Annotated in this window: 12 protein-coding genes; 11 read left to right on the top strand and 1 reads right to left on the bottom strand. The window is 36.5% G+C overall.

The annotated features are described in order from the left end of the window. Nucleotides 1-82: 82 nt before the first annotated feature. From BBF96_RS05320 to BBF96_RS05280, 9 genes are all read left to right on the top strand, one after another. Entirely contained in the window at nt 83-1,192 is a 1,110-nt protein-coding gene (locus tag BBF96_RS05320) for a carbohydrate ABC transporter permease (protein ID WP_127016185.1), read from the top strand. Further along, nucleotides 1,189-2,058, top strand: a complete 870-nt coding sequence (locus BBF96_RS05315; protein ID WP_127016184.1) for a carbohydrate ABC transporter permease — start codon at nt 1,189-1,191, stop codon at nt 2,056-2,058. Before BBF96_RS05320 ends, BBF96_RS05315 begins: the two co-directional genes overlap by 4 nt. Before the next feature lie 26 nt (nt 2,059-2,084). After that, nucleotides 2,085-3,572 (top strand): glycosyltransferase, encoded by a 1,488-nt coding sequence (locus BBF96_RS05310; protein WP_127016183.1) that lies wholly within the window; start codon nt 2,085-2,087, stop codon nt 3,570-3,572. Further along, the gene (galT, locus tag BBF96_RS05305) at nt 3,553-4,533 is read left to right on the top strand and encodes a galactose-1-phosphate uridylyltransferase (RefSeq protein ID WP_127016182.1); all 981 of its coding nucleotides are present in this window, start codon (nt 3,553-3,555) and stop codon (nt 4,531-4,533) included. The genes BBF96_RS05310 and galT overlap by 20 nt, the downstream gene beginning before the upstream one ends. Before the next feature lie 2 nt (nt 4,534-4,535). Then, on the top strand, nt 4,536-5,195 hold the full coding sequence (pgmB, locus tag BBF96_RS05300; protein ID WP_127016181.1) for a beta-phosphoglucomutase: 660 nt from the start codon (nt 4,536-4,538) through the stop codon (nt 5,193-5,195). 18 nt (nt 5,196-5,213) lie between these two features. Further along, on the top strand, nt 5,214-7,544 hold the full coding sequence (locus BBF96_RS05295) for a glycoside hydrolase family 65 protein (protein ID WP_127016180.1): 2,331 nt from the start codon (nt 5,214-5,216) through the stop codon (nt 7,542-7,544). A 484-nt stretch (nt 7,545-8,028) separates the two neighbouring features. After that, complete coding sequence (locus BBF96_RS05290; RefSeq protein ID WP_127016179.1) at nt 8,029-9,174, top strand: acyl-CoA dehydrogenase family protein; 1,146 nt, start codon at nt 8,029-8,031, stop codon at nt 9,172-9,174. An 11-nt stretch (nt 9,175-9,185) separates the two neighbouring features. Beyond that, complete coding sequence (locus BBF96_RS05285; protein WP_127016178.1) at nt 9,186-9,971, top strand: electron transfer flavoprotein subunit beta/FixA family protein; 786 nt, start codon at nt 9,186-9,188, stop codon at nt 9,969-9,971. A gap of 14 nt (nt 9,972-9,985) precedes the next feature. Then, nucleotides 9,986-11,203, top strand: coding sequence for an electron transfer flavoprotein subunit alpha (locus BBF96_RS05280; RefSeq protein ID WP_127016177.1), 1,218 nt, complete (start codon nt 9,986-9,988; stop codon nt 11,201-11,203). 131 nt (nt 11,204-11,334) lie between these two features. On the opposite strand, the gene BBF96_RS05275 is transcribed toward BBF96_RS05280, so the two are convergent. Further along, nucleotides 11,335-12,321: a tetratricopeptide repeat protein gene (locus BBF96_RS05275; protein WP_127016176.1), complete on the bottom strand. Its 987-nt coding sequence runs from the start codon at nt 12,319-12,321 to the stop codon at nt 11,335-11,337. A gap of 282 nt (nt 12,322-12,603) precedes the next feature. Between BBF96_RS05275 and BBF96_RS05270 the strand changes: the two genes are divergently transcribed. Next, nucleotides 12,604-14,751, top strand: coding sequence for a Lon protease family protein (locus tag BBF96_RS05270; RefSeq protein WP_127016175.1), 2,148 nt, complete (start codon nt 12,604-12,606; stop codon nt 14,749-14,751). Nucleotides 14,752-14,780: 29 nt separating this feature from the next. Further along, the gene (locus tag BBF96_RS05265) at nt 14,781-14,981 is read left to right on the top strand and encodes a hypothetical protein (RefSeq protein WP_127016174.1); all 201 of its coding nucleotides are present in this window, start codon (nt 14,781-14,783) and stop codon (nt 14,979-14,981) included. Nucleotides 14,982-15,220: the final 239 nt, after the last annotated feature.

Genomic DNA, 15,220 nt, shown 5'->3' with positions numbered 1-15,220 from the left:
TTTACATTTTAGCCGGGTTGGGAAAGGTTTATTCCCAACCCGGGCTTTTGAATGGATCATTTGACCTGAAGGAGGAAGATGTATGTTTTCAAAGTTAAAGATAAAAGGGGGCAGACCAAAGCAGACCAATAGTAATACTTCAGAACTCGCTAGACGTGAACAACGCCTGGCATATACTTTACTTTTACCTACTTTTATAATTTTAGCACTTATCGCATTTTATCCCTTAGGACAGGTTTTTTATACCAGTTTTACGGATAAAACTTTTGCTAGTGGAGAAAAAACTCATTTTATTGGTTTTGATAATTATAAAAGATTGCTAAGTATAACGATTAAAGAATTACCACCTATTATTGATGAAAAGACGGGTAAACAGAAAATTGATCCAAGAACTGGTGAAAAACTTTATGAACGTGCAATCAGGGTACTGCCCCGTAAGCCAATAAGATACCGTGAATTAACTCAATTTAGTTTATTTGGTAAACGATATGTGATTGGTGCAACGGATAGGGATTTTATCCAAGCAATATGGAATACAATTAGTTTTACGGTAATTTCTGTTTTAGCGGAGACAATTCTTGGTTTGGGAATCGCATTAGTAATGAACAGTAATTTTAAAGGACGCGGAATAATGCGTGCAACCATGTTGGTTCCATGGGCAGTAATAACAGTAGTTTCAGCCCGAATATGGGAGTTTATGCTGGCACCCAGTCGGATTGGTTTTTTTAATATGATCTTTGAAAAGCTGGGTATTGGTGATGGAAATATGGTTTTTTTGAGTAATAAATCTATAGCTTTACCGACTTTGATTATCGTAGATGTATGGAAAACAACTCCCTTTATGGCTTTATTAATTCTGGCAGGTTTACAACTTATACCAAAAAGTATTTATGAAGCAGCAAAAGTTGATGGAGCAAGTCCAATACGTCAATTCTTCAGTATTACATTGCCTCTATTAAAACCATCATTAGCTGTTGCTTTGGTTTTTCGTACTCTGGATGCTTTGCGGGTATTCGATATTTTCCAGGTTCTTTTGGCCCAGAAAACCTATTCAATGGCCAGCTATAATTACTATCAATTGATTGGTAATCGGGCTATGGGATTAGCTTCTGCAATTGGTGTAATCATCTTTATCATTATATTTGGTTTTGCTGTTCTTTATATGAAATTACTGGGAGTTGATACAGAATGAGAAATAAAGGATTAATTGAAGTAATAAAGAAAGGATTATTCTGGCTTCTTGTAATAATTATTTTCATTTATCTGGTATTCCCTTTCTATTGGGCAATTAACTCATCACTAAAATCAGAAGCTCAGTTGCAGATGACACCTGCAACTTTTGTTCCTAGAGATCCGGAGACTTATAAGTTTGCTCCTACACTGCAGAATTATAGAGCGGTTTTTAGTAATGATAAATTTGTTCGTGGGCTGATCAATAGTGCGATTGTTTCCATGTTAACAACTTTATTGGCACTAGCTGTTGGTTCAGTTTCTGCATTTGCTCTCGGTAAGCTGCGATTTAAGGGTAAAACACTCTCACTTTATTTAATATTGGCTATGACAATGTTCCCACAGGTAACAGTATTGTCAGGTTTATATGCAGTTATTAACCATTTAGGAATTAAAGCTATTCCAAGTATGATATTATCATATATGCTTTTTACCTTGCCATTTACAACATGGGTTATGACCTCTTTCTTTAAAAGTTTACCAAATGAGCTTTTACAATCTGCACAGGTGGATGGTGCGACACCATTTCAGACTTTTTACAAAATTTTACTTCCTTTGACAGCTCCTGCATTGGTAACAACAGGATTGTTATCCTTCATTGCAGCCTGGAATGAGTATCTGTTTGCTTTAACATTTACTTCAATTGAACCGACTGCTCGAACTGTACCGGTTGCTATCGCTCTCTTTACTGGTGAGGTTTCACGTCAAATACCTTTTGGGGAAATTATGGCTGCAGCGGTAATAGTTACGATTCCTCTGGTTGTATTGGTTCTCATCTTCCAGAAACGGATTGTTGCTGGATTAACTGCTGGTGCTGTTAAAGGCTAATATAAAAAGGGAGTTGGAGTGATAAAATGAGAATCGCATTTCTTAATCCACAAGGTAATTTCGATCCAGAAGATAGGTATTGGACAGAACATCCTGATTTTGGTGGACAGTTGGTTTATGTAAAAGAAGTAGCGCAAGCTATGGCACGACAGGGGATAAAGGTAGATATTTTTACTCGGAGAATTGTTGATCCAGACTGGCCTGGCTTTGAATCCCATATTGATTACTATCCTGGAGTCGAGAACTTGAGGATTATACGAATTTCCTTTGGTGGAGAAAAGTTTCTTCGTAAAGAAGATCTCTGGCCACATATTGATGAGTATGTGAATGGGATATGTAAATATTATCAAGAGAAAAACTGTAAACCAGACTTTATAACTACTCATTACGGTGATGGTGGTCTTGCCGGAGCTTTATTAAAGGAAAAGTTGGGAGTACCTTTTACCTTCACTGCTCATTCTTTAGGTGCCCAGAAACTCGATAAATTGGGTGCAACTCCTGAAAATATCAGAGAACTCAATGATATATATCATTTTACCAATCGGATACCGGCAGAAAGGATCTGTATGTCGAATTCGGCGGTAAATATAGTCAGTACCAGAATGGAACGTTTTAAGCAGTATTCACACCATGTATATAGAGGAGCTATTGATGTAGAGGATGATAAGCGTTTTGCTGTGATTCCACCGGGAGTTAATACTAAAATTTTTTATCCGGACTGTGCAGGAAAATGTGAACAGAACATTGAGAAGAAAATAAAAACTTCATTTCATCGAGATTTGAATCCGGAACGTTTGGATTTTCCATGTATTATTGCTTCCAGCCGTTTAGATCCCAAGAAAAATCACATTGGTCTTGTTAGGGCTTATGCGGGAAATCAAAAGCTTTTAGAAAAAGCAAATCTATGTATAATTGTTAGAGGAATGGAGAATCCGTGGCAGGAATATACCAGACTTGAAGGGGTAGAAGGCCAGGTACTGGCGCAGATTATCAGAACAATTGAGAAAAAAGGAATAAGAGGCAATGTATGTTTTATAAATCTGGAAAGCCAAAAAGAGCTTGCAGAGTGTTATCGATATTTTGCCAAAAAAGGTGGAATTTTTGCTTTAACAGCCCTTTACGAACCTTTTGGCCTGGCTCCTTTGGAAGCTGCTGCTTGTGGATTGCCGGTTGTAGTTACCAGAAATGGAGGACCCAGTGAGAGTTTTTCTGATGGAAAGCAGGAATTTGCTGTATTAATTAATCCTGAATCAGAAAAAGAGATAGCAGAGGGATTACTGCGTTTAATTGATAATCATAAGGAGTGGCAAAAAATAAGGCAGGCTGGCTTGGAAAGAATAAAGAACCGTTATACCTGGGATAAAACTGCTTCCGGATATCTTGAGGTTATAGAAAGACTATTAGAAAACGGAGAGCATGTTGAAAGGAAAATTACCGGATGGGAAATTAGTTTAAAAAGATTATCTGAACTTTATTTTGGGGAGGGGAAAATAAATGACTCAGATGAGGTTTGATCCAATTACAAACGAATCAGTAATTATAGCAGCGGGTCGAAGTAGAAGACCAACCGATTTGTGTGAAAAAGAGACAGAAACAGATTCTATTACTAACTGTCCCTTCTGCCCTGGTAATGAAGATAAAACTCCTCCCCAAATTGATGCTCTTTATCGAGAGGGTAAATGGGTTACCAGAACTTTTGCCAATAAGTTCCCTATCCTTGCTCCTGGAAAGACTAAATGTGTGATTGAAAATGAGCTATTTTGTGGAATAAACCAATCTGGATATCACAATGTGATAGTAGAGCATCCCGATCATAATATAAATTTTTTTAAGATGAACCAAAGCGAGATGGTTGATCTTTTATTGACCTATAAGAGATGTTATAAAAAGTTAAGTAAAAAACAGAAAATAGTTTATGTTTTAATCTTCAAAAATTATCAAAAAAAGGGTGGAGCGTCATTACATCATCCTCATTCTCAGGTTATTGCTTCTCCTTTTATACCGCCACGTATAAAAAGAGAGTTAGTAGGTTTTAAAACTTATAAGCAGGATACCGGAAGGTGTATCTTTTGTGATCTAATAGAAACCGAAATAAATGGGGATCGTCAAATTTTTCTTTCTTCTTCATATCTGGTTGTAGCTCCTTATGCATCCCGGTTTCCATATGAAACCTGGATTTTGCCCCGGAAACATAATGCAAAGTTTGAAGAAATTCTTGATAATGATCTGGAAGAATTGGCAGGGGTAATTTTGCAAGTGTTTAATAAACTCTATCGTGTTCTGGGAGATTTTCCGTTTAATCTTTATATCCATAATGGCCCGGTAAATTCTACGGAATATACTGATTTTCACTGGCATTTAGAAATTGCCCCTCGACTCAATACAATGGCCGGTTTTGAAATAGGTGGAGGAATTATAGTTAATACTGTTTTACCAGAGATGGCTGCAGAAATTCTGGCTAAGGAGGAGATTTAAAGATGGATGGATATTTTAAGGGTGTAATTTTTGATCTGGATGGAGTAATTACCGATACTGCAGAATATCATTATCAGGCCTGGAAACGTCTTGCTGAAAAACTTGGAATTCCTTTTGATCGTAAATTTAATGAAAAACTAAAGGGAGTTTCCCGGATGGAATCATTGAATATTATTCTCAGTAGATCTAATAAAAGTTATACGCAAGAAGAGAAAGAAAGACTGGCAGAAGAGAAAAATGCTGATTATAAGGAACTTATAGCGAAAATTACTCCTGATGATCTTTTACCGGGTGCTGGTGAGGTACTTGAAAGTTTAAAGAAGCATGGATATAAACTTGCTTTGGCCTCAGCCAGTAAAAATGCTTCTTTTGTAATTAAGAAGCTCAAAGTGGAGCATTATTTTGATTATATTGTAGATGCTGCTACTATCAAAAACAGTAAACCTCACCCGGAAATATTTCTTACTGCTGCAAAGGGGCTTGGATTGGCTCCAGAATACTGTATTGGAGTTGAAGATGCTCAGGCAGGGATTGAAGCAATTAAAAGAGCTGGAATGTTTGCAGTTGGTGTTGGTAGTTCAACATTAAAAGGTGCAGATGTTATGATTAATGATTTAAGAGATTTTGATATAGAGCAATACCAAACGATGGTAAAAAGGTAGGAATAGGAGGAATAAGTGATGCGGAAATATCATCAGAATAAAGAGTCGATTTATCCATATCATGAATGGAAGATCGTAGAGGATGAATTTCGGCCTGAATATAATCATCGAAATGAAACTATTTTTGCTTTAGGAAATGGATATATAGGACTTAGAGGAACTTTTGAGGAAGGGTATAGTGGTGATCCTAAGACTACCACTCCCGGTACTTATATTAATGGAGTTTATGAATCAGAGCCCATATACTATGGTGAATTTATACCCAAAATGCCTGAGGTAGGCCAGACTATGGTTAATCTGGCTGACTGGAAGATTATTCGGTTAAAGGTGGAAGATGAATGGTTTGATATGCTGAAGGGCCAACTCGAAGAATATCAGCGGGTGCTGGATTTAAAAAGAGGAGTTCTTCAAAGAACGTTGGTATGGACAAGTCCAAAGGGAAGAAAAATTGCAGTAGATATTCAAAGATGTATTTCCTTAACTGATCAACATAGGGCAGTAATTAAATTTTCTGTAACTCCTCTTAATTTTTCAGGTCAGCTTATATTTTCCTCTGAAGTGAATGGTGATGTCCAAAACTATCATCATTTACGTGAAAAGGCCTTAAAAGTGGTTAAAACAGAAGTAAATGAAGATCAAGGTTTACTTATTCAGGAGACAAATAACACTAAAATTGCTATTGCCTTTGCTATTGATCATTGTTTTAAGAGCTCTGCTAAAGATTTCTCATTTGAGTGTGAGAATATAACTAGAGAAAACGAGATTGCAATTAAATATATCTGGTATGGTAAAGAGGGCCAGAGTTATCAGCTTGAAAAATATATAAGTTTCTATACTGACCTGGACGTATCCCGTGAGGAATTGGAAACTGTGGTCAAAAGAGAAGTCAGTGAAGCGAAAAAAGAGGGGTTTGAGATATTACTTAACAAGCAGTATCAATTTCTTAAAGACTATTGGAATGAAGTTGATGTAAAAATAGAAGGAGACCTGGCTTTACAGCAAGGTGTTAGATTTAATGCTTTTCATCTTCTACAATCCTGTGGTCGGGATGGAAGAACAAGTATTGGAGCTAAAGGGTTAACTGGAGAACATTATGAGGGTCACTATTTCTGGGATACAGAAATATATGTAAATCCGTTCTTTTTATATAGTCAACCTGAATTTGTTAAAAAACTTCTTCTATACCGTTACAATATTCTTGACAAAGCAAGAGCAAAAGCAAAGTTGATGGGGCATAGAGGAGCATTATATGCCTGGCGGACTATTAACGGTCATGAAGCTTCAGCACTTTTTGAAGGTTCTACTACCCAATATCATATTAATGCTGCTATTGTTTATGCAATTCATAAATATGTAGAAGCTACCGATGATATAGATTTTCTCTTAAATTATGGTGCAGAGATTATTTTTGAAACTTCACGCTGTTGGGCAGATAGAGGAGGCTTTATTCCTCTAAAGGGAAATAAATTCTGCATAAATGAAGTCTGCGGTCCCGATGAATATAAACCCGGTGTTAACAATAATTGTTACACCAATTATATGGCCAGGTTTAATTTACAGCTGGGAGTTAAGGTAGCAAGAATGATGGAAGAAGAATATCCAGATAAATTTAAAGCACTGGCAGAAAAAATTGGTTTAAAATCTGAAGAGATTGAATACTGGCAGCGTTGTGCTGATGAGATGTATCTACCATTTAACGAAGATTTGGGAATCCATCCGCAAGATGATTCCTTCTTATATAAAGAAGAATTAGATGTGGATTCTTTGTCAGAAGAAGATATCCCTTTGGTGAGAAATTGGCATCCTTTAAATATCTGGCGTTATCAAATCTGTAAACAGGCTGATGTAGTATTATTGATGTTCCTATTAGGAGATCTCTTTGATCTCAAGACTAAAAAAGCCAACTATGATTATTATGAACCCAGAACCACTCATGATTCTTCTTTATCTGCCTGTATTTATAGTATTATTGCATCTGAGATTGGTTATAGAAAAGACGCATATGACTATTTTATGCAAACAGCCCGTCTTGATCTAGATGATTATAATAATAATACCCATGAAGGAATTCATGCTGCCTGTATGGCCGGGTCATGGATGTGTGTAATTAATGGTTTTGCTGGTATGAGGGTATATGATGGAAAATTATATTTTAACCCTTATTTACCTGAGGGGTGGACGGGTTATCAGTTTTCAATTCGTTTCCGTGGTAGAAAACTAAATGTTTATGTAAAGAAAGATCAGGTTAATTATACTTTAGTTGAAGGAAATGATCTGGAATTCTATCACTGCAAGAAAAAAGTTAAATTAAAAACGGGAGAGATAAAACAAATGAAGGTGAAGGGTTAAAGCCAACTAAACTTCTTAATGATTTTGCAGTAAGATCAGTTATTAATTTAATATAATATAAGATTATACTGCAAAAAGCTAATTTTGAGCGATATAGAAATTTTTCGCCGAATCATCTTAGCGAGATTTCCGACGAAATAAGGCCTCATCACAGGAGGTGATGAGCTAATCAAGGACCAGGAGGGCCCTTTGATTAGGAAGCCTTATTTCGGCGGAAATCGAGCTTTGGATGATTCGAAAAATTTCTCAAGAAGCGAAAAATTAGCTTTTTGCAGTTTAACCATATAAATAATGCTATTGATATCCCAGGTAGTTTCTACCTGGGAATTTTTCTTTCATTTAGAGGTGTAGTCAAACTGTAAAGATGGCATGATAAAATTAGTACCAGGTAATAATTTTGTATTGAAGATGTACCATTTTTACGCTATAATAGATATAGCTGTTTCTCAAAAAATTATAAAAATTCTGAAGGAGTGAAAAGCGAATGGAGTATTTCTTAACCGAAAAACAGCAAATTATTCGTGACCTGGCGAGGCGGATTGCTGAAGAAAAGATTGCTCCGGTTGTAAAGAAGTATGATGAGAGCGGCGAGTTTCCGTGGGAAATTATGGATATTTTAGCCAAATCTGATATGTTTCGGGTATATATTCCCGAAGAATATGGAGGATTGGGCGGTGGAATTTTTGAGATGGCTCTGGTTACAGAAGAACTGAGTAGAGTTTGTGCCGGAATTGCATTAGGATATGCTGCTACCGGATTGGGAACTATGCCTATTTTATTATTCGGTAATAAAAAACAGAAAGAAAAGTATTTACCCCGGATTGCTGATGGTACTATTGCAGCCTTTGCTTTAACAGAAGCAGAAGCCGGTAGTGATGCCAGTAACATTAAGACAACTGCTGTAAAAGATGGTGATTATTATATTTTGAATGGTGTAAAACAATGGATTACGAATGGTGGAGAAGCGGATATTTATACTGTCATTGCTATGACTGATAAAAGAAAGGGAGCCCGCGGCGCTACTGCTTTTATTGTGGAAAAAGGAACTCCTGGATTTAGCTTTGGTAAAAAAGAAGATAAGATGGGAATCCGGGCTTCGGCTACTCGAGAATTAATCTTTGAAGATTGTCGGGTTCATAAAGATCAGATTTTAGCTAGACCCGGTATGGGGTATATTGTAGCTTTAAAGACTTTAGATCATAGTCGTCCCGGTGTTGGGGCTCAGGCTGTAGGGATTGCTCAGGGAGCACTTGATGCATGTTTGAAATATACTAAAGAACGGGAACAGTTTGGTCAACCTATTGCTAATTTTCAGATAATTCAACATATGTTGGCTGATATGGCTATGCAGACTGAAGCTGCGAGAGCTCTGGTTTATGCAACTGCCAGAATGATTGATGCCGGTGCTAAAGATTTTAGCCGTGAGTCGGCTATGTGTAAATGCTTTGCTTCTGATGTAGCAATGAAGGTAACGACCGATGCTGTACAGATTTTTGGTGGTTACGGTTATATGAAAGAATATCCGGTAGAAAAGATGATGCGTGATGCCAAGATTACTCAGATTTATGAAGGTACGAATCAGATCCAACGTAATGTTATCGCATCCACCCTGTGGAAGAAGAATAGATAGGAGGGGTAAAGATGAAGATTGTTGTATGTATTAAACAGGTTCCTGATACCACTGATGTAAAGATTAATAAAGAGACTAATACCCTGATCCGGGAAGGGGTAAAAAGTATAATCAATCCTTTTGATATGTATGCCATTGAAGAAGGTTTACGTTTGAGAGAGAAATATGGTGGTACTGTTACTGTGATAAGTATGGGACCTCCTCAAGTAACAGAATCACTAAAGGAAGCAGTTTCTCTGGGTGTAGATGATGTTATACTTTTAAGTGATCGGGTTTTTGCCGGAGCAGATACTCTGGCAACTTCCTATACACTGGCTAAGGGGATTGAAAAGATCGGTGGTGTAGATCTAATCCTCTGTGGTAAGCAGGCTATTGATGGTGATACTGCTCAGGTTGGCCCAGGAATTGCTGAACATCTGGATATTCCCCACGTTACATATGTCAAAGAAATTACTGATGTAACTGATAAAATAATCCGGGTTAAGAGAATGATTGAAGGTGGATATGAGGAGATAGAGATGGATCTACCAGCATTATTGACTGTAGTTAAAGAAATAAATGAACCCCGACTGCCTTCTATACGTGGAATTCTTCGCTCCAGGGAAATGGAAGTTCCTATCTGGACAGCTCAGGATTTAGATGTGGATGAAGATAAGATTGGACTTAACGGTTCGCCAACCCAGGTGGTTTCTATTACCACTCCAAAATTCGAAGCAAAAACCCAAATTTTTACAGGTAAAGTTGAAGAACAGGTGCAAAATTTATTTAATGCATTACGTGAGCAGAGAATCTTATAAGTGGAGGTGATATTATGAGTATTTATATATCCGATACATGTATTGGATGTGAAGTTTGTGTTAAACAGTGTCCTTTTGAAGCTATTGAAATCAGGGATGGGAAAGCTGTTATTTTAGATAAATGTACACTCTGTGGTTCATGTGAAAGTGTTTGCCCTGTTCAGGCAATTGAAATTAAACGGATAGAGAAGAGTACAAGAGATTTCACTGATTATAAGGATGTCTGGGTCTTTGGCGAACAGAGAAATGGTCAGTTAAATCAGGTTGTTTATGAATTAATAGGTGAAGGAAGAAAATTAGCTAACAAGTTAGGAGAAAATCTCTGTGTTGCTTTAATTGGTAATAAGTTAACTTCCAAGGCAAAGGATTTGATCAATTACGGAGTGGACAAGGTGTATCTGGTAGATGAAGAAGGTCTTGCTATCTATAATGATGAGGCTTATACAGCAGTTATGACTGAATTGATTAATTGTTATAAACCTTCAATTATCCTTCTAGGTGCTACTGCTATTGGACGTTCTTTAGGGCCTCGTGTAGCTGCCAGAATAAAGACAGGACTTACAGCTGATTGTACTGGGTTAGATATTGATTCTGAAAGCGGAATTTTGCTGCAGACCAGACCTGCTTTTGGTGGTAATATAATGGCAACGATTGTCTGCAAAAACCATCGACCGCAAATGGCAACTGTTCGTCAGGGGGTAATGAAACCTGCTAAACGGAAATCCGGTTATAATGGTCAGGTAATTAAGCACCATTTTGATTATAATAAATTGAATCTCAGGACTCGTGTTTTAAAGGTTGTAGAAGAGATAACTGATATGGTCAAACTTGAAGAAGCAGATATTATTGTTTCTGGAGGACGGGGGGTTGGTTCAGCAGAAAACTTTAAACTTATCAGAGAATTGGCAGAGGTTCTTGGAGGAGCTGTCGGTGCATCTAGAGCTGCTGTTGATAATGGTTGGATTCCTTATGCACATCAGGTAGGACAGACCGGTAAGACTGTTTCACCTAAGATTTATATTGCCTGTGGTATCTCCGGTGCTGTCCAGCATCTGGTGGGAATGAGATCTTCTGATGTGATTATAGCTATTAATAAAGATCCAAATGCTCCTATTTTTAATGTTGCTACTTATGGTTTAGTCGGGGATTTAAATCAAATTATTCCGGCTATGATTAAAGAGATAAAACTTAGAGGTTTATCAGAAGCTGCTGCTTCATCAGAAAATAGTTAAGAGTAATTATTACAAAAAGGGTTGGAATTGACTGTTTTCCAACCCTTTTTGTAATACCCCTAGTTTTTAATCCTCATCAAGACCTGGGCCAGTTATCCTCCTCACCTTCTACACCCCCTTATACCTATATTTTATACTTCCATTGGATCAAGGTAATTTAGATAAAACTTATACTGATCAAGGTAAAAATTAGCACGTTCTGGATTTCTGTCCTTAAACATTTCATAAATTTCACGACAAACCAATGCAGCTTCAGCGTAAATTTCCTTTTCAATAAACCCCTGCAGAGCAGTTCGAAATTGAGTAAAGGCGCTTTCAATCCGACCCTGTTTTTTCGACAAAAGACCATGAATGAATATGTTACGGGATAATTCTTCTAAGTTTCGATATTTTTTATTTAAAAGAATTTTTTCAGCTTCCCGGAGATTTTTAAGTGCTTCTTCATAATCATGAAGTTCGATATATACTTTTGCCATTTCGTTAAGAGTATGGGCCAACTCTACTTTATCTTCAATTAAAATAAGGCTTTCTTTAAATTTACGAAGAGCAGTGGTGTAGTCTTTCTTTTCATAGAAAGCCATACCGAGATTACGGAGAATTTTATGTTTCATCAATTGATCATCATGACAGAGGTCATAGGCACGCTCAAAATTCTGGATAGCTTTATCCATGCATTCTTCATCAAAAAATGTATCCAGATAATAATATAAAACCCCCATATTATTATATGCTTTACGTCTTGCCACAGGGTCTTCGTTTTTAGCTAGTTCTTCAAAAATTTTGCTGGCCTTTTGATATCTGCCCATCAGCATATTGGTAATTCCCAACCTATTTTTTATTTGAAGAAGCTCTTTTTGTGATAAAACAACTGTATATTCTAGCAATTCAGTATATAAATTACGAGCTTCACGTAAGTTTCTACTTTTAAATTGTACATTAGCAATTTTAAGTTTAGCCTGTACCGTGAGTTTTGGATCATTTAAAATTTCACCAATGGTCAAAGATTTAGCAAAAAACAAAAAGGCTTGAAAATAATCTTTATTTGCAAAAAAATCATTACCTTTCTTAAAGTGTTGATGGTATAATTTTAAGAGGATGTCCTGGTTAAATGTAACCATATTTTAAATACTCCTTTCTAAAAATTTTAATTTTTTGCCATGCAAAACCTGTTAATTATATTATACAGTACATATCTATGAAACTCAACCCATAAATATGCAACAATTCAGATCAAGAAATAGGGGTTGAATGACTTATTTTCGATTATTTGCTTAATTCTAAAATTGGCAACTGCAAAGCGCAGTTGTCTTTTCTTTTTTTAATAAAAATCAGTATCAATCTTCTTTGCATAAAATATTATTATCATATAGGTTTAAGTAGTGTATAAGGGGGATTTTTATATGGCAAATTTTTATGAGTTAAAACCAGAAAAGGTAAGAAGAACTTGCCCAATTGAGGCTTTACCTTTTGAGACGACTGAGGAACTTAAACCTTTAGAAGAGATTATTGGTCAGGAGCGGGCAGTACGGGCCATGGAATTTGGTTTAAAGATTCAAAAAGAAGGTTATAACATATTTATGGTTGGCCCAGCCGGGACAGGGAAAGCTACTTATGCCAGAAGGATCGCAAAACAGGTTGCAGAGACAGAACCTGTTCCTGATGATTGGTGCTATGTTTATAATTTTGATTATCCCGATCAACCTTTAGCTCTATCATTTCCAGTCGGGAAAGGAAAGATTTTTGCTAAAAGAATGCAAAAATTACTGGAAAATTTATTGATTGAGATTCCCAGGGCTTTTGAAAGTGAAGAGTATGAATGTAAGAAAAATGAAATCCTGAGTCAATATCAAACTGCCAAAAAAAGACTAATGAAGGAATTAGAAGAATTTGCACAAAAGAAAGGATTTATTGTCCAGGAGAAACAAAATAGTATCCTTACAATTCCAGAAATTGATGGTCGGTTTCTTAGTACTGAAGAGTTTGAAGCTTTAAGTGAAGTTGAAAAAGAAAAGCTCAAACTGGCTTCGGAAGAGATTGAAAAAAAGGCAAAAGAAATTTTCCGTAGAGGACGAAAAATGGAACGTAAATTTAAAGATAGATTAGAAGCTTTAGACCGGGAGACAGGCAGTATTATTGTGGATCAACTCTTCAGAGAGATTATGAAATTATATAAAAATAATCCAGATGTTATTAATTATCTTAATGCATATAAAAATGATGTAATTGAATCATTGGATGAGTTCAGATCGCAGGAAGAGACAGTTGAGTTGCCTATCTTTAATGAAGAAGATGGAGATTTTAGTTTTCTCCGCTATCAGGTCAATCTCTTTATTGACAATAGTAATCTTAAAGGTGCACCTGTTATTTATGAGATAAATCCAACCTATTATCGATTAATGGGAAAGGTGGAATATGTAAGTCGGATGGGAGCACTTTATACTTCCTTCATGCAGATTAAACCAGGAGCTCTTCACCAGGCTAACGGTGGATATTTGATCCTTTCAGTACGTGATCTTTTACTCAATAGCGAATCCTGGCATGCTCTTAAACGGGCTTTGAAAACCAAAGAAATTCAGATAGAAAATCTGGGAGAAGGTTATGGTGTGATTTCAGTAGCTTCATTGCGTCCAACTGCCATTCCATTGCGAGTAAAAATTATTCTGTTAGGAAATCCTGACTTATATTATTTATTATTAAATTTTGACGAAGATTTTCGAAAATTATTTAAAATTAAAGTGGATTTTGAAAGAACGATGGAAAGAAATGAAGAAAATATCATGAAGATGGCACGTTTTATCCGTACTTATGGGGAACGGGCCAATTTATTACCTTTCCATTCTTCGGCAGTAGCGGAAGTAGTTGACTATAGTTCGCGTTTGGCCGGGGATCAGGAGAAACTCAGTACCTATTTTAATCTTTTGATAGAAGTAATTAGTGAAGCTGAAACCTGGGCTAAATTGGAAGGAGCTGTTCTGGTTACAGGAGATCATGTAAAAAAGGCTATTAAAGAAAAAGTTAACCGTAATAATAGATACGAAGAGTTGATTCTAAAAATGATTAAAGAAGGTACATTAATGATAGAGTGTTATGGTTGCAGAATCGGACAGGTGAATGCCCTGGTGATACTTGATTTTGGTGATTATACTTTTGGTTATCCATCAAAAGTAACGGCGGTAGTTTATCGTGGACAAAAGGGTGTCATTCACATCGAGCGTGAGACCAAAATGAGTGGAGCAATACATGACAAGGGACTTATGATTCTCACCAACTTTTTAGGTTCCCGCTATGCTCAAGAGCACCCATTGAACCTTTCGGCAAGTTTGACCTTTGAACAGGTATATAGCGGAATTGATGGAGACAGTGCCTCCTGTGCAGAATTAATTGCCCTGCTTTCAGGAATTGCTCAGATTCCGGTTTATCAAAATATTGCTATTACCGGTTCAGTTAATCAAAAGGGAGAGATTCAACCTGTAGGGGGAGTAACTCAGAAAGTAGAGGGATTTTTCAAAACCTGTAAGGCGGGGGGCTTACCGGAGATCAGGGGGTAATTATCCCTTACAAAAATATTAAAAATCTGATGTTAGATGAAGAAGTGGTAGAAGCTATTGCTGAAAGTCAATTTCACATTTATCCTATTCGGACCATTGATGAAGGAATCGAAATATTGACAGGACTTCCGGCCGGGCATCAACGCCGGGATGGTACTTTTCCAAAAAATACTGTGAATTACCTTGTTCAAAAACGGCTAGAGGAATTTGCCAGTAAAGAGGAAAATTAATGATTGGTTAAACTGCAAAAAACTAATTTTTCGCTTCTTGAGAAATTTTTCGAATCATCTAAATCTCGCCAAGATGATTTGGTGAAAAATTTCTATGCCGCTCAAAATTAGCTTTTTGCAGTATAATCATGATTTAGTTAAGCATAATCTTCTTTTTTGTATTTGATCTGTTAGCAAAGCACTCCATGAAATCATGAACATAAGTACTGTATCTTGAAAAATCCTTCTTTGGCCTGTAT

The organism is Anoxybacter fermentans, assembly GCF_003991135.1.
GTDB classification, from domain to species: domain Bacteria; phylum Bacillota; class Halanaerobiia; order DY22613; family DY22613; genus Anoxybacter; species Anoxybacter fermentans.
The sequence above is the reverse complement of the archived record's forward strand: the minus strand, read 5'-3'. Positions and strand labels throughout refer to the sequence as shown.

Bases quoted from the DNA above. Each gene is read 5' to 3' on its own strand.
- BBF96_RS05320 (WP_127016185.1), top strand. From the start codon at position 83: ATGTTTTCAAAGTTAAAGATAAAAGGGGGCAGACCAAAGCAGACCAAT.
- BBF96_RS05315 (WP_127016184.1), top strand. From the start codon at position 1,189: ATGAGAAATAAAGGATTAATTGAAGTAATAAAGAAAGGATTATTCTGG.
- BBF96_RS05310 (WP_127016183.1), top strand. From the start codon at position 2,085: ATGAGAATCGCATTTCTTAATCCACAAGGTAATTTCGATCCAGAAGAT.
- galT (WP_127016182.1), top strand. From the start codon at position 3,553: ATGACTCAGATGAGGTTTGATCCAATTACAAACGAATCAGTAATTATA.
- pgmB (WP_127016181.1), top strand. From the start codon at position 4,536: ATGGATGGATATTTTAAGGGTGTAATTTTTGATCTGGATGGAGTAATT.
- BBF96_RS05295 (WP_127016180.1), top strand. From the start codon at position 5,214: ATGCGGAAATATCATCAGAATAAAGAGTCGATTTATCCATATCATGAA.
- BBF96_RS05290 (WP_127016179.1), top strand. From the start codon at position 8,029: ATGGAGTATTTCTTAACCGAAAAACAGCAAATTATTCGTGACCTGGCG.
- BBF96_RS05285 (WP_127016178.1), top strand. From the start codon at position 9,186: ATGAAGATTGTTGTATGTATTAAACAGGTTCCTGATACCACTGATGTA.
- BBF96_RS05280 (WP_127016177.1), top strand. From the start codon at position 9,986: ATGAGTATTTATATATCCGATACATGTATTGGATGTGAAGTTTGTGTT.
- BBF96_RS05275 (WP_127016176.1), bottom strand. From the start codon at position 12,321: ATGGTTACATTTAACCAGGACATCCTCTTAAAATTATACCATCAACAC.
- BBF96_RS05270 (WP_127016175.1), top strand. From the start codon at position 12,604: ATGGCAAATTTTTATGAGTTAAAACCAGAAAAGGTAAGAAGAACTTGC.
- BBF96_RS05265 (WP_127016174.1), top strand. From the start codon at position 14,781: ATGTTAGATGAAGAAGTGGTAGAAGCTATTGCTGAAAGTCAATTTCAC.